General features: G+C 50.7%; 22 protein-coding genes. 17 read left to right on the forward strand and 5 right to left on the reverse strand.

Annotated features, from left to right (window positions below):
- Positions 1–1,020, forward strand: coding sequence for an EpsG family protein (locus ACNKIB_RS03135; protein WP_417909088.1), 1,020 nt, complete (start codon positions 1–3; stop codon positions 1,018–1,020).
- 100 nt (positions 1,021–1,120) lie between these two features.
- Complete coding sequence (locus ACNKIB_RS03140; RefSeq protein WP_417909089.1) at positions 1,121–1,276, forward strand: hypothetical protein; 156 nt, start codon at positions 1,121–1,123, stop codon at positions 1,274–1,276.
- A gap of 21 nt (positions 1,277–1,297) precedes the next feature.
- On the opposite strand, the gene ACNKIB_RS03145 is transcribed toward ACNKIB_RS03140, so the two are convergent.
- A complete protein-coding gene (locus ACNKIB_RS03145; protein ID WP_417909090.1) occupies positions 1,298–1,468 on the reverse strand; it encodes a hypothetical protein in 171 nt (56 codons plus the stop codon).
- A 351-nt stretch (positions 1,469–1,819) separates the two neighbouring features.
- On the opposite strand from ACNKIB_RS03145, the gene ACNKIB_RS03150 reads away from it, so the two are divergent.
- From ACNKIB_RS03150 to ACNKIB_RS03180, 7 genes are all read left to right on the forward strand, one after another.
- Positions 1,820–2,317: a hypothetical protein gene (locus ACNKIB_RS03150; protein WP_417909091.1), complete on the forward strand. Its 498-nt coding sequence runs from the start codon at positions 1,820–1,822 to the stop codon at positions 2,315–2,317.
- Positions 2,314–2,985 (forward strand): SGNH/GDSL hydrolase family protein, encoded by a 672-nt coding sequence (locus tag ACNKIB_RS03155; RefSeq protein WP_417909092.1) that lies wholly within the window; start codon positions 2,314–2,316, stop codon positions 2,983–2,985. The genes ACNKIB_RS03150 and ACNKIB_RS03155 overlap by 4 nt, the downstream gene beginning before the upstream one ends.
- A gap of 119 nt (positions 2,986–3,104) precedes the next feature.
- A complete protein-coding gene (locus ACNKIB_RS03160; RefSeq protein ID WP_417909093.1) occupies positions 3,105–4,952 on the forward strand; it encodes a carbamoyltransferase in 1,848 nt (615 codons plus the stop codon).
- A gap of 12 nt (positions 4,953–4,964) precedes the next feature.
- Entirely contained in the window at positions 4,965–6,161 is a 1,197-nt protein-coding gene (locus ACNKIB_RS03165) for a hypothetical protein (RefSeq protein ID WP_417909094.1), read from the forward strand.
- 24 nt (positions 6,162–6,185) lie between these two features.
- A complete protein-coding gene (locus tag ACNKIB_RS03170) occupies positions 6,186–6,590 on the forward strand; it encodes an SxtJ family membrane protein (protein ID WP_417909095.1) in 405 nt (134 codons plus the stop codon).
- A gap of 12 nt (positions 6,591–6,602) precedes the next feature.
- The gene (locus tag ACNKIB_RS03175; protein WP_417909096.1) at positions 6,603–6,755 is read left to right on the forward strand and encodes a DUF5989 family protein; all 153 of its coding nucleotides are present in this window, start codon (positions 6,603–6,605) and stop codon (positions 6,753–6,755) included.
- Between the two features lie 84 nt (positions 6,756–6,839).
- Positions 6,840–6,998: a hypothetical protein gene (locus ACNKIB_RS03180; RefSeq protein WP_417909097.1), complete on the forward strand. Its 159-nt coding sequence runs from the start codon at positions 6,840–6,842 to the stop codon at positions 6,996–6,998.
- 210 nt (positions 6,999–7,208) lie between these two features.
- Here ACNKIB_RS03180 and ACNKIB_RS03185 read toward each other — a convergent pair whose 3' ends face one another.
- Both ACNKIB_RS03185 and ACNKIB_RS03190 read right to left on the reverse strand, forming a co-directional pair.
- Entirely contained in the window at positions 7,209–8,114 is a 906-nt protein-coding gene (locus ACNKIB_RS03185) for a biotin--[acetyl-CoA-carboxylase] ligase (RefSeq protein ID WP_417909098.1), read from the reverse strand.
- A gap of 18 nt (positions 8,115–8,132) precedes the next feature.
- A complete protein-coding gene (locus ACNKIB_RS03190) occupies positions 8,133–8,981 on the reverse strand; it encodes a hypothetical protein (RefSeq protein ID WP_417909099.1) in 849 nt (282 codons plus the stop codon).
- Positions 8,982–9,107: 126 nt separating this feature from the next.
- Between ACNKIB_RS03190 and ACNKIB_RS03195 the strand changes: the two genes are divergently transcribed.
- Genes ACNKIB_RS03195 through ACNKIB_RS03215 form a run of 5 tightly spaced genes read left to right on the forward strand, consistent with a single transcriptional unit; the run spans position 9,108 to position 13,111 of the window.
- Entirely contained in the window at positions 9,108–9,542 is a 435-nt protein-coding gene (locus tag ACNKIB_RS03195) for a FixH family protein (RefSeq protein ID WP_417909100.1), read from the forward strand.
- A gap of 21 nt (positions 9,543–9,563) precedes the next feature.
- The gene (locus ACNKIB_RS03200) at positions 9,564–10,547 is read left to right on the forward strand and encodes a hypothetical protein (protein ID WP_417909101.1); all 984 of its coding nucleotides are present in this window, start codon (positions 9,564–9,566) and stop codon (positions 10,545–10,547) included.
- Between the two features lie 12 nt (positions 10,548–10,559).
- On the forward strand, positions 10,560–11,216 hold the full coding sequence (locus ACNKIB_RS03205; protein ID WP_417909102.1) for a hypothetical protein: 657 nt from the start codon (positions 10,560–10,562) through the stop codon (positions 11,214–11,216).
- Between the two features lie 6 nt (positions 11,217–11,222).
- Positions 11,223–12,413, forward strand: coding sequence for an ABC transporter permease (locus ACNKIB_RS03210; protein ID WP_417909103.1), 1,191 nt, complete (start codon positions 11,223–11,225; stop codon positions 12,411–12,413).
- On the forward strand, positions 12,413–13,111 hold the full coding sequence (locus ACNKIB_RS03215; protein ID WP_417909104.1) for an ABC transporter ATP-binding protein: 699 nt from the start codon (positions 12,413–12,415) through the stop codon (positions 13,109–13,111). The genes ACNKIB_RS03210 and ACNKIB_RS03215 overlap by 1 nt, the downstream gene beginning before the upstream one ends.
- Before the next feature lie 81 nt (positions 13,112–13,192).
- On the opposite strand, the gene ACNKIB_RS03220 is transcribed toward ACNKIB_RS03215, so the two are convergent.
- A complete protein-coding gene (locus ACNKIB_RS03220) occupies positions 13,193–13,363 on the reverse strand; it encodes a hypothetical protein (protein ID WP_417909105.1) in 171 nt (56 codons plus the stop codon).
- 188 nt (positions 13,364–13,551) lie between these two features.
- Positions 13,552–14,808, reverse strand: a complete 1,257-nt coding sequence (locus ACNKIB_RS03225) for a cytochrome ubiquinol oxidase subunit I (protein WP_417909106.1) — start codon at positions 14,806–14,808, stop codon at positions 13,552–13,554.
- 285 nt (positions 14,809–15,093) lie between these two features.
- On the opposite strand from ACNKIB_RS03225, the gene rsmB reads away from it, so the two are divergent.
- The 3 genes from rsmB (at position 15,094) to ACNKIB_RS03240 (ending at position 18,500) form a co-directional block, all read left to right on the forward strand.
- Positions 15,094–16,443, forward strand: coding sequence for a 16S rRNA (cytosine(967)-C(5))-methyltransferase RsmB (rsmB, locus tag ACNKIB_RS03230; protein WP_417909107.1), 1,350 nt, complete (start codon positions 15,094–15,096; stop codon positions 16,441–16,443).
- Positions 16,444–16,551: 108 nt separating this feature from the next.
- A complete protein-coding gene (locus tag ACNKIB_RS03235; protein ID WP_417909108.1) occupies positions 16,552–17,907 on the forward strand; it encodes an AAA family ATPase in 1,356 nt (451 codons plus the stop codon).
- Positions 17,907–18,500, forward strand: a complete 594-nt coding sequence (locus ACNKIB_RS03240; RefSeq protein WP_417909109.1) for an RloB family protein — start codon at positions 17,907–17,909, stop codon at positions 18,498–18,500. Before ACNKIB_RS03235 ends, ACNKIB_RS03240 begins: the two co-directional genes overlap by 1 nt.
- Positions 18,501–18,539 lie beyond the last annotated feature (39 nt).

Here is an 18,539-nt window from a genome sequence, read left to right on the forward strand (position 1 = left end):
ATGTATTCTATTCCTGCCGTGGCCGCCTTACTCGTTGTGCCAGGCAAGAAGTCCGCAGGCTGGCTGCCTTGGCTCCTGCTAGGGCTTTTCTTTACCATCTGCATCGGCTTTCGGTTTCATGTCGGTGGCGATTGGAACAACTATCTGCCACATTACTACCGAGAAATCGGAGCCGCATTCACAGACCCAATCAACGGTGATCTCGGCTATGTTCTGCTTAACCGCCTGATGGCACACTTGCACTGGGGCATTTACGGGGTTAATACAGTCTGCGGCCTGATTTTCATCACTGGCTTGATTACCTTTTGCCGGGCGCAGTACAGAGCGTGGTTGGCCTTTGCTGTTGCAGTGCCCTATATAGTGATTGTGGTGGCGATGGGCTACACCCGGCAGGGCGTTGCGCTTGGCCTGATCTTCTGGGCCTTGTCTCACCTGGAGGAAGGAAAGTTTTTCCATTATGCAGGCTTTGTCGCAGTTGCCGCTCTGTTCCATCGCACAGCAGTAGTCATGATTCCTTTAGGTATGTTTCTTTACCAAAAGGGTTGGCTGTTCCGAGCGGTAGCGGTTGCCTTGATTGGCTATGCGCTTTGGGATGCGCTCATGGCTCCGTCTCTGGAACGACTCTGGACGACCTATGTTGAGCAGAAAATGTTTTCGCAGGGAGCAGCAATACGCATTGCCATGAACTTCGCTGCTGCCGTCTTGCTGCTCATTCATTGGCAACAGTGGAAGAAGATTTATCCTAACGCCTTACTTTGGCTTTGGATGGCTTGGGTAGCAATGGCTTGTGTTTTCTTTGTCAATTTTGCCCCAACCGTGGTGGATCGTCTTGGGCTGTATTTGACTCCCTTGCAAGTGGCTGTTTTCGCCCGCCTGCCCCATTTGACGCGAAGGCGGCAAGATCCAGCAATAACCGTGCGATATATCCTAATAGGATACGGAGCTGTGCTATTTGTCTGGCTGAATTATGCTGTTCATGCCCAATATTGGCTTCCTTATCAGAACGTGTTGTTTGAATAGAATAGTTTGGACTGATCTCATGAAATTGGTTATAAATATACATGCGTCAATGAGATTGAAGTGAGGAGTAAAAAGTTTTCTCCGGTTGCGAGATGATGACGTGTTCAACTCAACGAGGAAAGAGTACGGCTCGTTTGCCAAGGAGTTTGGCTCGGCAAGAGAGGAGTGCTGCCGACTTAGAAAGGAGTTGTACTCAGCTGGAAAGGAGTTTTGGTTAGCCGCCAAGGAATCTTGCCGACTTGCAAAGGAGTTTTAGTCGGCCAAACTCCTTTATGGCTCAACAGGAAAGCAGTTTTGCCAAGCCAAACTTCTCTGCTGCCGAGTACAATTCCTTTCTAAGTCGGCAGCACTCCTCGCTGGCCCAGCCAAACTGCTTAGCCAGCGAGCAAAAAAGGAATCGTAACGCAGAGTTCTGCAAGCAGTCTAAGATAAAATCTTCCAGAAACACAGCGCATTCAGAAGGTAAAAATAAAAAATGCTTAAACTCCAGGTAGCCTTTCTTTGCGCTGTGCTTATTCTTACCCAACTGACCGGAACACTGGCCGCAGCCGGAGAAAGTGTGTATGCCGTTTGGGCAACTCCGCAGCCAAATCAGACCACGACCCTGCATTATGCAGCCAAAAATAAGGGGAAGTGGGGCAATCCTGTGCAAGTACAGATCAACCAGGGCGTGCATGTTACACCAGTCCTGGCTGTAGACAGAAAAGGCAGCATCTGGGTTGCCTGGGTTGAACAAAGTGCAGAGGAAAACATCCTACGGTACGCAGTCATTCGCCAAGACAAGACAGAAACCGGGCGCGTGCTCAAAGCAGATAAGGGAACGGAACAAAGTTATGCGCCCACGATTCTGATCGATCAGCAGGATGTTCCTTGGCTGGCGTGGTCAGGTGTCCGAGAACAGCAGTTAGCGGATATTTATGTCAGCAAATGGGATGGCAAAGGCTGGTTGGAACCAGTGCGGGTGCATGAGCCAAATCAAAGCCCAGATATCACCCCAATCCTTGGATTGAATAAAGAAACAAAGAGTCCCTGGGTTGCTTGGTTCGGTATTAGTCAAAAGGAAAATATCTATGTGCGCTTTTTGGCTGAATTGCGGGAAGGTAAATGGCAGGTTGCAGAACAAAGCAATTCCATTGACGAAACCAAAGATTTTCTTGAAAAGAGAATAGCTGTTGAATCGTTCCCAGAACAGGCTGGGCAGTGGTTAACAGGAGCGCTTTTTGCTGGCTTGGAGGGGGAAATCCAGTCGGTATCTGAGCACTTCGTATCGTTCCGCGAGAAGGAGGGAGAAAAATGACAATAAGAATGACAACAAGAAAACTAATCATCGCACTCTGTGGTGTTCTTGTGCTCCAAGGCGCAATTTGTAGAGCAGCCACAGTTGATTCGAGAAAGATCGTTGCTTTTGGTGATAGTATCACAGCTGGTTATCCCTACCTCAAAGTTGGGAAAGGTTGTACCAACTGTGGCGGGTATGAGTTGTTTCTTCAATATTATCTTGACTGGGAAGGCAAAGGACGGAAGGTTTACAATTATGGGGTGTCTGGAGAGTATGTAGTCTTTCAGGGGATCAATCGGATTGACAGCGTGATGGCTGCGACAAGACCAAAGCACGTCTTGCTTATGGAGGGGACGAATGATCTCAGTTTGTACATTGATCCTGCCACAGTTGCCTACAATATCTATGTCGTTGCCTACAAGGTGCTCCTGTGGGGTGGAAAACCGATTGTCGGGACAATCACGCCAGATACGCGCTACGGACAAGACTGGAAAAGAGTTGGGAAAACCAACAGCTATATCAAAAGTTATGTCAAGGCCACACCGCAGATGTGTTTGAGTGATCAAAACAGTGCCATAGCCCCGTACTGGAATAGCGGCTATAATTACGAAAAGCTGCATCCCAACTACTATGGCTATTGGATCATGGGACTGAATTGGTATTACGCGTTGTATTACTGCAAATAAACGCATTCTTTGTTATGAAGTCTTGGGCCTAAGACCCCGTCACCCTTGGCGGGGATTTTTATTGAAGCGATCAGCAGACGCATCTCGAAGAAGAGCGGCAAGCAGCAGAACTGAACAGCATGACCTATATTCTCGGCATCTCGGCATACTATCACGACAGCGCAGCTGCGCTTCTTGCGAACGGAAAAATCATTGCTGCTGCGCAGGAAGAACGGTTCACGCGCAAGAAGCATGATCCGGCCTTTCCTGGCAAGGCCATAAGCTATTGCCTGAGCGAAGCTGGCATCACTATTGAGCAAGTCAGCGATGTGGTTTTCTACGATAAACCCCTGGTCAAGTTTGAACGCTTGTTGGAGACCTATTTAGCCTATGCGCCCAAGGGATTCCGCTCCTTTGTCGCGGCAATGCCAGTCTGGATGAAGGAGAAACTCTACATCAAGACCACGCTGAAAAAAGAACTCAGTAAACTCTGCGGCTGCAAAAAATCAGCTTTACCCAATCTGCTCTTCTCTGAACATCATCAGGCTCATGCTGCGTCAGCCTTTTTTGCCAGCCCCTTTCAAAAGGCAGCGGTTCTCTGCTTAGATGGTGTTGGTGAATGGGCGACGAGTTCAGTTTGGCAGGGAGACGGCAATACCTTGCAGGCGTTATGGCAAATGGATTTCCCGCATTCGCTTGGTCTGCTTTATTCTGCCTTCACCTACTATACCGGCTTCAAGGTCAACTCCGGCGAATACAAGCTGATGGGTTTGGCTCCGTATGGTGAACCCAAGTATGTCGAGCTGATTCTGAACAATTTGCTTGATCTGAAAGAAGACGGCACCTTCCGGCTGAACATGGCGTATTTCAACTACGCCACCGGCTTGACCATGACCAATGCCCACTTTGCCAAGCTGTTCGGAGCAGAAGCCCGCAAGCCAGAAGGCAAGCTGACTCAGCGAGAAATGGACATTGCCCGCTCCATCCAGGATGTAACCGAGGAGATTGTTCTGCGTTTGGCCAAAACGGTGCAGAAAGAAACCGGCGCGGAGTATTTATGTTTAGCAGGAGGCGTTGCCTTAAACTGTGTTGCTAATGGTCGTCTGCTCAGGGAAGAGGGGTTATTCAAAGATATCTGGATTCAGCCCGCCGCAGGTGATGCAGGCGGCGCACTCGGTGCGGCTTTAGTGGTTTGGCATGAAAAATACCAAGGCCAGCGCAACGCAGACAATGTCCATGATGCCATGTTTGGCTCGTATTTGGGGCCGCGCTTTGCCGCAGCAGATATTGAATCCCGCTTGAAGGCCTTGGGTGCCCGCTACGAGCGGCTTGACGATCAGCAGCTTATGCCTCGACTCGCGCAATTGCTTGCTGATGAGCAGGTAATTGGCTGGTTTCAGGGACGGATGGAATTTGGGCCGCGTGCGCTGGGAGGACGATCCATCCTTGGCGATCCGCGCAGCAGCAAGATGCAGTCAGTGATGAACCTGAAGATCAAATTCCGCGAATCGTTCCGTCCTTTTGCCCCTGCTGTGCTGGCCGAGGACGTATCCTTCTATTTTGAACTGGATCGGCCCAGCCCTTACATGCTGATTGTGGCCGATGTCAAGAAAGAGCACCGCATTGCCATGACTGAGAAACAGCAGCAGCTCTTCGGAGTTGAAAAACTGAATATCCCCCGCTCCATCCTGCCCGCCATCACCCATGTGGACAACTCGGCCCGCATTCAAACAATCCATGCAGAGACCAATCCCCGCTATCATGCGTTAGCTACAGCCTTTAAGGAGAAGACTGGCTGCGCTGTGCTGGTCAATACATCCTTTAATGTCCGAGGCGAACCGATTGTTTGCACGCCAGAAGATGCTTATCGCTGCTTCATGCGCACGAATATGGACTGTTTAGTTCTCGAAAATTATCTGCTTCTCAAGACAGAACAGCCAGCATGGAATGATGACAAGAAGTGGATGCAGGAGTTTGAGCTGGATTAAGGTTGGAGCCAAGTGAAATTCAAAAAAATATACAGCGTTGTTGTTTTATTCCCTCTGGTTGTCCTCATCTGTCTCTGGTCACTGCGATATTCCTTGGTGCCGTGGCTGTGGGTAGATCTTGCCATCGCTGTTTGGCTACTTATAGCCGGTAGGATAGCGGAAAAACAGTTAAGCAAAATTATCCTGTTTAACTTAGCGGCAGTGCCGTTTGCTTTTTTCCTGGCCGAATTGTATTACTATGTTACAACTGGCCAGGAACAGATTGTCAGCACTGGAACCTATGCCACAAAAAGCTTTTTCAAAAAGGATGACCAGCTGGGATACCGACCGATCCCCAGTATCACCTGCAATCTAAAGCGATTAAGAGGGAAAGAAACTGTCTGCGATGTAACTTATACGATCAACGCGGATGGTTTGCGCGATACCCCTTCGTCAAACAACAACTCAGACAAGTGCCTGCTCTTTTTTGGCTGCTCTTTCGCTTTTGGTGAATGCCTGAATGACCAAGAGACGCTGCCCTATTTTATGGGAAACGAATTGCCAGGAAAGTACAAAATCCTCAATTTCGGTTTTCAAGGATATGGGCCGCATCAGATGCTGGCTGCTCTGGAAACAGGCATTGTGGACAACGTAATCAAAGGCTGTCAACAGGTCGATGTGGTGTATAGTGCCATTCCGCACCATGTTGCCAGAGCAGCAGGGTATTCCCCGTGGGATAAGCATGGGCCTAAATACGTGCTGGAAAAGCAAACCTTAGTCCATAAAGGGGCTTTTGACGGTTCGCAAGTTACCACCTCGGTCTTGAATAGAGTAAAAGCGCACATGCTCCGCTCGCCAGTTCTCAAAAAACTGCTTCCTAGAAAGAAGATTGTCACTAGCGACCTTGAGAAGGATACGTTTATTGCTATCTTAGAAAGAGCACAGGCTCTTATCAAGAGGAAATATAGCGACGCACGCTTTATGGTCTTTTTCTGGGACGCAAACTATCTCTCTAATGATTCCGATAAAAAGGACAGCGAAATTATCATAAAGAAGTTGGCAGAAAAAGGCTTTGAATACTATCAAGCGCAAGATGCTCTTGAAGATTACAACAAGGATCCCCAGCGGCGTTATACAGTTGGCAAATATGACGGCCATCCAAGTGCGGAGGCCAACAAGCTCATTGCCGCATTTCTGAAAAAAAAGCTAGAAACTCAGCAGCAAAAATAACCTTTTCTGCCAGCGTGCACCTCAATGGACGAAAAATTATCATCCTCAGAACTGCGTAAGTTTGGCCTGATTCTTGCAGGTGGCTTTGTTCTCTTTTTCGGCCTGCTCTTTCCTCTCCTGAAAGGCAGGGGAGTTCATCTGACCAGCTGGCCTTGGCTGTTGGCAGGCATTTTGGTGCTTGTCAGTCTGGCTGCGCCCAAAGCTCTCGGCCCGCTGAACAAAGCTTGGCTTTTTCTCGGCCATATTCTCGGCTGGATTAACACCAGAATCATCCTGGGACTCATTTTCCTGGTGATTTTTACCCCTGCGGCGTTAGTATATAGGTTTCTGGGTAACGATCCACTACAACGCAGCCTTGATCCAAAGCAGAACAGCTATCGTACAAACAGCAAACAACCTAATCCAAAAAATTTTCCCCGTCCTTACTAACAGGAAAAACACATGCTCGATTTATTAAAAGACCTCTGGGGCTTTCTCAAGGAGCGCAAAAAATTTTGGCTGGCTCCTATTATTCTCGTTGTCCTACTTCTAGGCGCGCTGCTCGTTCTTTCTGAAGGCTCGGCGATTGCGCCATTTATTTATACCCTATTCTAACATCTATTTGACGACAGGCACGAGCAAGAATTCTCTTTTCTCAATCATCTCCAGCGAATTGTTATCAAAAATTGCCTTGAAGCAGTGCTTGCTGATGAAATTTGTCTCGAATGGTACTCGCTAGACAAGAAGTTTTGCTTGGCCGCAAAGGAGTTCTGCCGACTTGAAGAGGAGTTTGGCCGAGTAGGAAAGGAATCTGGCTCGGCAGAAAAGGAGTCTGGCCAAGCCGCAAAGGAGTCTTAGTCGGCAGAAAAGGAGTTTAGCCGAGCAGGAAAGGAGTCTTGCCGACTACCAAAGGAGTTTGAGTAAGCCGGAAAGGAGTTCGGCTCGGTTGCAAAGGAGTTTGGCCGAGTAAAACTCCTTTGCGGCCAAGCAAGACTTCTTTCCTACCGAGTACTATTCGAGACGGCATGAGGTTTATATCAACGGGGCGCGGCAACTTAGGTACGAGGTTTAATACACAATCTCACCTGAATACTCCGTTACCTTGCTCCCGTCCTCCAATTCCATAATTAAGCCGCCGCAAGGATCAAGATCAACCGCCCTTGCCTGCCAGAGCGGCTCCTTCTGCACGTCAAAGCCGTACTCCACCTGGCGGCCCACGGTGTCACTCATCTGCCGCCAAGCAGTCAGGAGCAGAGAAGCTCTTCCCTCTTCACAGGTTAGGTTTTCGCGCAGGGCTAATTCCTCGTCATAGTGCAGTAAGCCAATAGCCCAGCTGAGTTCTGCCAGCAACTTGCCTGCCAGTTCTGTTAAATCAACCTGGCGGCCTAAAACTTTGGCTAAACTGATCGCGTTGTGTTGCAATGCAGCGGGGAAATCCTGATTGTTGGCATTCAGCCCAATGCCAAGCAGATGGTAGCGGTCTTTGTTCGGACGAAGGACGGTGGTACAGAGGATACCGGCGATTTTGCGCTGCTGAACCAGCAGGTCATTGACCCATTTGAGCCAGGCATCCACGCCATATTGCCTGACTGTGCGGCAACAAGCCAGGCCAGCCGCAAACGGCAGCAAGCGGCTGAATTCAGGCAGGAGGATATCTGGCCAAGCTACGGTCAACCAGATGCCACCAAGCGGCGCGTGCCACTGGCGCTCAAAACGACCGAGGGAGGAACTGAGAGTATCGGCCAACACAACTGTGCCTGCGGCCAACACGTCGCCCTTGGCTTCTGCCGCAGCCATGAGTTCTTGGAGACGATTCATGCAGCGGTCAAGCTGCTGATGATGCTCGACCCTTGCGCCGACTGGTGCGCCATAAGCCAGGATTTTTGCTGCCTCTGCTGGCGAAAAGCCAGAGTAATCCACGGCGGCTAAATACCGCTGTCGGTGCTGAAGCACCTGTTCTTGAAAAGACGGCAAGATCAGCAGGGGTGTCGCCTATTCCCACTCAGCCTTTACCCTGGTGATCACCTTCTGCACCAGGGCGAATTTTTCCTCTGGGCAGATGCCGATCAGGGGTGCGCCTTGATAAACGCTGTCGCCAGGCTTGAAATAGATCGAATGGATCAGGCCGGCCTCGCCGTTGTAATAGACCGGGGTGTCTCGCTTCATCAACGACATGGTAATGATCTCGTCACCGGGCTGAATGAAGATCGAGCGCACTCCTTTCTGGTCAATACGGGATTGAATGTCGAGCGAGAAGTAATAACGTGCCCGCTCTGGTGCTCGAAACAGGAAGAGCACCTCCTGAAGGATAGCCTCAATGACCTCTTTCTTCTTGAGCGGATGGCGAATGGTCAGTAACTTTTCGCCAGCCTCGACAAACTGGCCATTTAACTCCTGACAAACTGAGGCAATCTCGCCGTTGGTCTTGGCTGTGATCACCTTGGTGTTGCGTTCTCGCTCAATCTCATATAACGGCGTGCCAGGCTTGTGCTGCCATTCGCCGGAAATCCCTTCAACCGGGCTGTTTTCCTGCGTGAGAAAGCGCACCTTGCCAGTGTGGACGGCGCAGATATCAATGTAATGATAAGGATCGGAGCGGTAGCGGCTGATGATCTCGTCAAAATGGATTTCCTGCTGGGAAGACATGGCGGCAATCGGGTGCGTGAGATGAGCATGAAAAAAACGGTGGACGCAGCTGCGACCGCCGGGTTCAGAGCATTGTAACGTGCAGGCGGGCAGATGGCAAGGCTGTTCCGCAGGCCCTGCCTTCAGGAAGCAGGCAGATTGGGGTTCCTTGCATTCCCCTCTAACCAGCAGCCGTTGCGGGCTTTCACCCAGCATCTTTCTGTATTGACATTTCTCGTTCTCTCCGCGTAAGCTCTATCTAAACCACCAGCGCCAGGGTTCTTTCTGAACCTTCATTGCAGGCAAATCCGCCTGATCCAAGCGATTATAAGGAGATTCATCATGCAAACCCGCTTCAACCGTCTGTTTCAGATCCTCGTTCTGACCCTTTTTTTCCTTGCCACGGCTCTCCCCCTTCATGCTGAGGAAGCGAAATACGAGCCGCTGCCTGGAGAAGGCAAGAAGGTCGAGATCGGCGAGGGCTATTCCTTTGTCTATAATTTTGCCAAGAAGCCGCAGCTTGGTATCACCATCATCAAGATTGAAGTGATGGATAAAGACGGCAAAAAAGACTCTTCCTTGAATATCATCGGTAACTCATGGATGCCCTCAATGCCTGGACATCATAATTCCGGCGATGTGCCATTTAAGCTGAATGATAAAGGCGACTATCTGTTGCCAGTGGATGTGGTTATGCCTGGTGGTTGGGAAATAAAGCTGATCTTCAGCAATAAAGATAAGGTGCTTTACCGAGGTGTCATCAAATTTGACATCTGATTTCAGCTCAAGGAGAACGCCATGCAAGCCCTGACATCTGCTTTCATCCTCTGGAGCTGTGCCATACTGCCATCTGCCGCCTTAGCCTCCAACCGCTTGCTCTATTTTGAAGCCCAAGGAGTTGCCGGATATGCTGACAAGGAAGACCTCATCTTCCATTCTGCAAGCACGGAAGATGTGATGCAAAAGTCCTCGGTTGGCTTTGACTTTATTCAGCGGCTGGCCGGGGAAACTGGCGATTACGGCATGATCGCCATTCAGGCTAGGTTGGCTTATGATCCTGATGCGGAAGACGAGCTTGAGCCGCAGCTCTACAATGCCTATTTGAAGTACAAGGCAGGCTGGTCAGATCTCTGGCTGGGCCATAGCCGGCCTGCGCTTGGTCTCTCCTCAGTGCTTGACAGCCATGCCCTCTTACTGCCAACGCTGGCGATGGAGGGTTTTGGCTTTGACCGGGACTGGGGAATCGGCACGAGCCGCGATTTGTCGTGGGGCAACCTCAGCGCATCCGTCACCACTGGCAGCGGAATGCCGCTCCGCTTCGAGGGCAATTATCTTGCCTCAGCCCGCATCGCCAAAGGCTTTCTTAATCAGGATAACTACAACCTCGGCTTCTCGCTTGCCCACGGCGAAACCCTGCACACCATGGGCTATGAGGTGATGCACGATGAGCCGATGGAGCTGTCCCTTGCTGGGCTGGATTTCTCCTATCTTTGGGACAACTACGAAGCCCGCTTTGAGGCGATGGGCGGCACCAGCATGGATGAGGATGCCTATGCGCTCTTTGCTCGCTTTGGTGTCAATCTGTTGGATGAAGGCCGCTTGAAGCTGGAAGTCCAGCCGGAATACACCAAGGTCGGCGATGAGAAGGGAGTCCATTTTGCTGCCGGGCCTGCTTACCAACTCACCGATGAAATCACCCTGCGCGCCATGTATCATTACGATGAGCTTGAAGACGAGCAGCGGGTAGTTGTGCAGGTCTATTATTACAGCAAGGTGCTGTAAGGGGGAAATATCATGCTCCAATCATGGTTGAAGAGTATAGCCCTGGTGATGCTGCTTTGTCTCAGTTTAACGGATACGCTCCATGCCGCAGTGGGCTGTGATCTTAATGACCCGGACAAGGATGTCGCTCGGCTTTTCCCGGAATCCACCAGTTACAAGACGAATTATCTCTCCATTGACAAGCTCGGCGGCCAGCCTTTACTGAAGGAGATTGAAAAACGTCTCGGCGACTCCTTTCAGGGTTTGTATGAAACTGCTGACGTGCCGTACACGCTCTACGAAATATTTAAGGACAAAGAGAAGATCGGCTACATCCACGGGGTGAATCAGAAGGGCAAGTACGGCGGCCTTCAGGTCTTTCTCGTGCTGGATATGGAAGGCAAGATCAAGTCGTTTTACTTCCAAAAACTCACCTCCAAGGCAGCCAAGAATTTGCGGGAACCAGCTTTTGGCCAGCAGTTTGCAGGCTTGAGTTTGGCCGATTTTTATCCCTATCAGGTGAAGACCGGCAAGAGCGTGCCGCCTGGCAAGGTCGATCAAATCAAGAATCCAGTGCCAGAAGCGGAAGAGGATTTCCGGGCCTCACTGCGGGCAACCAAGAAAAACCTGATTCTGATGGATGAGTTTGTGCACGGCAACAAACATCTGCAATACTTCCAGGAAAAGTGAGAGGCCATGCTGACCATCTACAAAGTCTGCTACAAGAATCTCCTCCGCAAAAAGCTCAGGAGCAGCCTGACTATCATCGGCGTGGGGCTGTCAGCCTGGGTTTTGGCGAGTCTGATGGGTTTCAACAAAGGCTACGAAGCCTCGCTCAACCGCGACATCGACAACATGGGCTTTCAAGTGGTAGTGACGGCCAAAGGCTGCCCCTATGAAGCCGCCACTTTGATGTTGAAAGGCGGCACCAGCCTGCGCTACATGAAAGAAGAGGTCATGCAGACCGTGGCTGCCCATGAGGAAGTCGATTCCATGACTCCGATGTTGATGCAGGCGATCTTTGATCCCAACAAAGGCGAGAGCGGCGGCATGTCAGCCTATCTGGGGGTGGATCCAGCCACCTTTCCGCAGATGAAAACCTATCTGGAGTTCAAACAGGGCGGTTGGTTCAAGGATGCAGCGGCTTATGAGGCGGTGCTGGGCTATGAGGCGGCGGAATTAGAGCAGCGTGAGATCGGCGACATCCTTCTCATCCCTGAGAAAAATGTTGAGCTGAAGGTAGTCGGCATTCTCAAGCGCACTGGCACCCAGGATGACGGCACTATTTTCATTCCCTTCAAAGCGGTGCAGAAGATTTTTGCCCGTCCTGGCGAGTTAACCGGCCTGGGCATCAAGGTGAAAAAAGATGCCAATATTGCCCAGCTCGAGGAAAAGCTCTACGCCTTGCCGGATGTGCAGGTGGTCTCGCTCGCGCAGGTCAAGCAGACGATCATGAACCTGGTTTCGACGGCCAAAGTGATGGTCCTCTCGATTGCCATCATTGCGGTGTTGATTGCGATGGTTGGGGTAATCAACACCATTCTTATGTCGGTCTTTGAGCGTTATCAGGAAATCGGCATCCTGAAAAGCATCGGAGCCATGCCAGAAGACATCTTCAAACTGATTTGGATTGAAACCTTCATTCTCTGTCTGTTTGGTGGTTTGCTCGGTACGATCATGGCTTTTGGGCTTTCGCAAATCACTGAGGTTCTTATCCGCCAGCTTTTGCCTTATTCGCCCACGGGTTCGCTGATTCTGCTCGACGTTAAGCTCATTTTCATGACCCTCCTGTCTGTACTCATGATTGGTTTGCTGAGTGGCATCTATCCGGCCTGGAAAGCAGCACGAGTCAGACCTCTTGAATCCATTCGCAGCGAGGCAAACTGATGAACAACGATATCGCTATTGCTGCCCAGAATTTGACCAAGATTTACCGGCGCGGCACTGAAGAGATCTTTGCGGTCAATGCAGTCTCGTTGGATATCCGCAAGGGTGAGTACGTGGCCTTTATTGGCCCTTCTGGTTCCGGCAAAACCACCCTGATCAACATTCTTGGTTGCTTGGATAACCCTACATCAGGCAATTTATCCATTGCAAATCGGACGATTTTCGGGCAAAAGAAAGCTGTGTCCGAACGCGAGCTGACCAAAGTCCGGCGGGAGCTGTTTGGCTACATCTTCCAGAAGTTTTATCTGATTCCCACCCTCAACGTGCTGGAGAACGTGCTGCTGCCCTGCACTTTCTACTGCAAAGAAGCCGCGCCAGAAGCCTATGCCGCCGAGTTGCTCCAGTCACTGGGCATGGAAAAGCGGATGAACCACCTGCCGGGCCAGCTTTCGGGCGGCGAAATGCAGCGGGTGGCGATTGCTCGCTCGCTGGTGAACAGGCCGCAAATCCTGCTCGCCGATGAACCCACGGGCAATCTCGATTCAGCCCGCAGCGGAGAAATCAGCCAGGTGCTCCAGGAGCTAAACCGCAAGGAAGGACTGACGATTATTCTGGTCACACACAACCCGGAGCTGGCAAAAACCGCGCATCGGATTATCGAACTCCGTGATGGCAGAATTGTGGACAAAATGGCCTAACTGCGGCTCATTTAAGGAGGATCCTGGCAGCAATTTGGCTCGTTTTCACTCCTTTGCAAGTCGGCAAAACTCCTCTTCGGCTTAGTAGAACTCCTTTGCTGCCGACTTCAACTCCTTTGCAAGTCGGCCAGACTCCTTTGTGGCCAAGCCGTACTCCTTTTTTGCCGAGCAAAACTCCTTTCCAAGTCGGCAAAACTCCTCTTCGGCTTGGCCAAACTCCTTTGCAAGTCGGCCAGACTTCTTTGCGGCCAAGCCGAACTCCTTTCTGGCCGAGTAAAACTCCTTTGCAAGTTAGCCGCACTCCTTTGTTGCCGAGCACAGTTCGAGCTAAATCTGCTTCAAGGGATGATGAATGCGGAAAAAAGGAGGGCAAGCGGAGAAGAAAAAAAATCTCCCTGACCAGCAACGCCAGTCAGGGAGAAGGAGAGCAGAGAGGTTGCTTACTGCTTCAGCAGATGGGTAGTAAGGGCTTCCAGTTCTTGCTCTGAGCCGGAGAATGGCGGCATCTTCATGGCTGCCGCGTCCTTAGGCTGACGGATAAAGTCCATTAACTTGGCTTTATCGTACTTCTGGGCCAAGCCAGTTAAGGCCGGAGCGCCTGCACCACCTGCATGACAGCTCATACAGCCCTTATCTTTGAGTACCTGCTCGCCACTCACGGCTGCCTTCGGGTCTGCGTTGTTTGGTTTCTCGTCAACAAACTTCTGGTTCATGTACATCGTGTTCCAAACTAAGTAAGGCTTTCTTGCCCGCTCGCGGGTAAAGGCTCCCATGAAGAAGGCCAGGAACATTGCCAATGACGCAGCGACCAAGGCGGTGCGGCCCTTCTCATGACCTCGCACCCAATAGGTTACGCCGCCGATCATCGCGATGATGGCCAAGGTGATCATCGTGAACAGGAAAGGCCGGGCCATGCCACCCTCTGAGAGCTGCGTCCACGGGCTAGGTGCAGGCAGAGACAATGTCTCGGCTTTGACTTTGAAGTAGAAAAAGGCACCGGAAATCGGCTGGAGGAACAGTATCGCTGCGCCGATCTTGGCGGTAAACAGGTTCATCTTGTTGAAATAGGCCTGCTCTGCGCCTTGGGCCTTTTTCGCCTTCAAGTACGTCCAGAGGAACACCAATAAGGTTGCGTTGATCAGGCAGGGCAGCAGGATGTGCGTGGTTGATTCAAACAAAATAGGATTGAAAAAGGCATCCCAACGATCATGAGTTTGAATCCACTTGCCTGGCACCAGCATAAAGGCCCAGATACCGTTGATCAAGAAGCCGGCCATCAAGGCAAAGAAGCCGGTTACGGCACCAATAAGAATGTGTGCGCCCCGCGAGACGGAATCCCAGGTGTGATGATAGATGACTGAGAAGATCATCAGCAGAAGGAACACCGCGCCTTCAGCTAAGAAGGGCCAGAACTGCACGGAATAGAGAAATGCACCGAACTGGCTCCAGAGGCCAATGGTTAAGACCACGATGGCCACGCCGAGCACGCCGTTGATCTTCATCATATCCGAGAGGAAGCCGGATACACCCTTGGCCAGCCGGAGATAGTCCTCGTCCTTCTTTTTCGTTCCCCACCATTCCGCGACAACAGAGAGCACGGAACCGCCAACGGCAAAAAAAGCGAAGAATACATGTACCAAGATAACTACTGCCATGATGATGCTGTTGCCCAATACGGGGAATTGCACGCCGTCCACTTTGTTTCTCCTTTTTAGTCAAACCCACCGCCGGAGCGCAACCGACGCGCAGGCTCCTGCTTGTTTAGCAGATGGTTTATTGAAATAGAAAAACTGCTCTCTTTTGAGAATTGGTTACATGATGGCTCAGGGAAAGTCAACGTTTTTTCCCAATCAGCCTAAACTGTTGCGGCATATTTCATCTCCGCCTTTATTTTCAGTGTATCACAAGAGATCAGGGAAGTGTAAGATAAATTCTCATTAAACTTGTAGCTACAAAGCAGCCTTTCAGCAACCGTATGGATTATGAAGAAGAAAGACGGAAAACAGACGAGCCGTGGTCAGGCCATTGCCTGCCTGGTTGCCTGGAATGGCACGGGTAAGCCAATCCAGGGCTTCCTTGATACCCTGGTTTATGACTCAGGTCTTAGCCATGAAGACCGCCAACTCGCCGGGATGCTCGTCTTTGGCGTGCTGCGGCGGCAGGGTTATTTGGATGCGATCATCAGTCGCTTTGCCAAGACAGCCCTGCGCAAGATGGAGCCGCTGACCTTATTTGCCTTTCGGGTAGGGGTATTGCAGCTCTGTTTCCTTGAACGGATACCTGCGGCTGCCGCAGTCAACGAAACTGTGGCCGCCTTGAAGACAATGCACCAACCAGCCTGGTTGCTCGGCTTTGTCAACGCTACGTTGCGGGCTATTGCCAAGGAAAAGGCGAGTCTAACCGAGCCAGAAGCTGTTGGCTTGCTTGACCACCCTGTTTGGCTGCTTGAACGCTGGCGCAAGCATTTTGGTGAGGAAACCATGCGGGAAATCTGCCGGATTAACAGCCTAGAACCGCAGCTTTGCCTGCACAGCTTGCGGACAGGCAGGGAGGAATTGGCCCGGCTGTTGGCTGCGCAGGAGATTCGCAGCGTAGCCGGCCAATATGCGCCGGAGAGCCTGCTGCTTCCTGACTGGCGCGGCGCAATTACTTCTCTGCCTGGTTTTGCCAATGGTCTGTTCCAGGTCCAAGATCAGGCGGCGCAGCTGGTTTGTCAGCTGCTTGGCCCATTCCGAGAACAGGGCCGTTACCTTGACGGCTGTGCTGGCCTGGGTGGCAAAACCTGCGCCTTAGCTGCTCTTCTGCCCGCAGGCGCAGCACTGAATGCGGTCGAACCAGATGAGCGGCGCGTCCGCCTTCTCCACGAGAATCTCAAGCGGCAAAAGGTGCAGGCGCAGGTCAGCATCTTTCCCGGCGACCTGGCAGCCTTTGCCGCGTCAAAGCCGCTGCTCTTTGACGGCATTCTGATTGATGCGCCCTGCTCTGGCACCGGCGTAATCCGCCGTCACCCGGATATCCGCTGGAATCGCCAGCCTGGAGACTTTGCCGCGCTGCAAGCCACGCAGCTCAGTTTGCTGAATACTGCCGCCAAACTGCTTGCGCCCGGCGGTGTACTGGTTTATGCCACCTGTTCCCTTGAACCAGAGGAGAATCAGCAGGTGATTGAGCAGTTTCTCTCCGTACACAACGACTTTCGCCTGAAAGATTGCCGGGATTTTCTGCCTGCTTCTGCCGTTTCGTTGGTTGATAAGCAGGGCTTTTTCCTGCCCTTGCCCGCAGAGGAGATTGAGGGCTTCTTTGCCGCCCGTTTAGAGCGGGTAGGTGGGGAGTGAAGGGAGTGGTTTAAGAGATATTTTCTCTTTTCGCCTTGAAATTTTTCCGGCAAACTCCTATGGTGAGCTGTGTAACAGAACGAAAAGTACACCTTAGGAGATAACAAGATGATCATCAGCTTCTCGCTTGAAAACTGGATGTCTTTCCGCCAGCGCGTTACCTTTTCGATGGTTGCCAGCAGGGAGCAGCAGCATGGCGAGCGGGTTGCCAAGCTCGATAAATACAAGACAAAAATCCTGCCAATTGCGGCGATCTACGGTGGCAACGCCTCTGGCAAGACCAATTTTTTCAAAGCATTGAGTTTTGCCAAATCCTTGGTGGTAAAAGGCATCCCAATTGACGGACTGATTCCTGTTGAACCCTTTCTTCTCGATGCTGACAGCACCAAACAACCTACCCGCTTTGCCTTTGAGCTGTTGATTGACGATTTGATTTATGAGTTCAGCTTTGCCGTGACCAAAAAGGCGGTTGTCGAGGAAAAGCTCGTGCTGATTACCAGTCGCAGCGAGAAAATACTCTACGAGAGATACGCAGGCAAAGCAACTTTTGAGGAATCATTGGCAAAAAAACTGCCGCTTGAGATTATCTTCAACGGTACCAGAGATAATCAGCTGTTTCTCACCAACTCTGTTTCTCAGAAAATCGAGGCCTTCAAGCCGGTTTACGATTGGTTCAAAGATACGCTCCAATTAATCGCACCGGATTCCCGTTTTGAGCCGTTTGAGCAGTTCTTTGATGAAGAGCATCCACTCTATAACACGATGAGTGCGATGTTGCCGCAGCTCGATACAGGTATTGCCCACTTAGGAGGCGAAAATATTCCGTTTGAACACCTTCCATTGTCTGAGGCATGGAAAATCAGGCTCCAAGAAGAGTTGAAAGAAGGAGGAGGGTTTGCTTTAGAGATAAAGACTAGTCGGTCACAGCCAGATCACTTTGTTATCACCCGCAAGAATGGGGAATTGAGTGCAAAAAAACTGGTTGCTTATCACCCTAAATCAGATGGAACAGAGGTAAAATTTGAGATGGGGCAGGAATCAGACGGATCACGGCGGGTTATTGATCTTCTGCCAGCATTTCTCAATCTTTCTGAGCGAGATTCAAAACGAGTTTATCTTATTGATGAAGTTGATAGAAGTCTGCATACTTTATTGACCAGGCAGTTAATTGAAAGCTATTTATCCAGCTGTTCTTTTGCAACAAGGTCACAGCTCTTGCTCACTACCCACGATGTCTTGCTCATGGATCAGCAATTGCTGCGGAGGGACGAAATGTGGGTAGCGGAAAGGGATGATTCGGGTGCATCAACGCTTTTTTCCTTTAGCGAGTACAAGGATATTCGTTATGACAAGGATATTCGGAAAAGTTATTTGTTGGGACGCTTGGGCGGCATCCCGCGCATCTTGCTGAGTAAGTCCTTAAGGCAAAGCAGCCCTGTTGAACCAAGTTCCCATGAGGAATAATGCCTCCGAAAAGACGAACATTTGGAAGACCTCAGGGGAAAAGACTCTATCACAAGCTGTTTGTCCTTGCGGTGGAAGGCGAAAAGACCGAGCCAGAGTATTTCGCTCTTTTCAAGAACGTTGGCGTGAAATGCTTGCCAGGTACCAAGAAGACGAGCTGCACGCAAGTGCTCAAGCGATTGAAGCACTTTCTCGAAAAAGAGAATGTGCGGGAGCCGTATGAAGCGTGGCTGGTGATTGACAAAGATGATAACAGTGAAGAAAAGCTCCAGGAAGTTTACAAGTGGTCGCAACTCAAAGAACAGTACGGTTTCGCCCTCAGTAACCCCAATTTTGAATATTGGTTGCTCCTACACTTTGAAGATGGCTCGAATATCCACTCTGTCCGCGACTGCTCAGACCGTTTGAAGCGATATCTCCCAGATTATAACAAAGGGATTGATGAGCGAAAGATCACCGTGGATGCAATCAACAAAGCCATTCTCCATGCCAAGCAGCGCGATAATCTTTCTTGTTTAGATTGGCCGAAAGATATCTACGGCACAACCGTGTATAAGCTGATTGAGAAACTTTTGTCGTCAGAATGTTTCTAGTGGAGTGTTTTGCCAGAGCATTGCAAGCTAGGTAGCAGC

Source organism: Candidatus Electronema sp. PJ, assembly GCF_048287395.1.
Classification (GTDB): domain Bacteria; phylum Desulfobacterota; class Desulfobulbia; order Desulfobulbales; family Desulfobulbaceae; genus Electronema.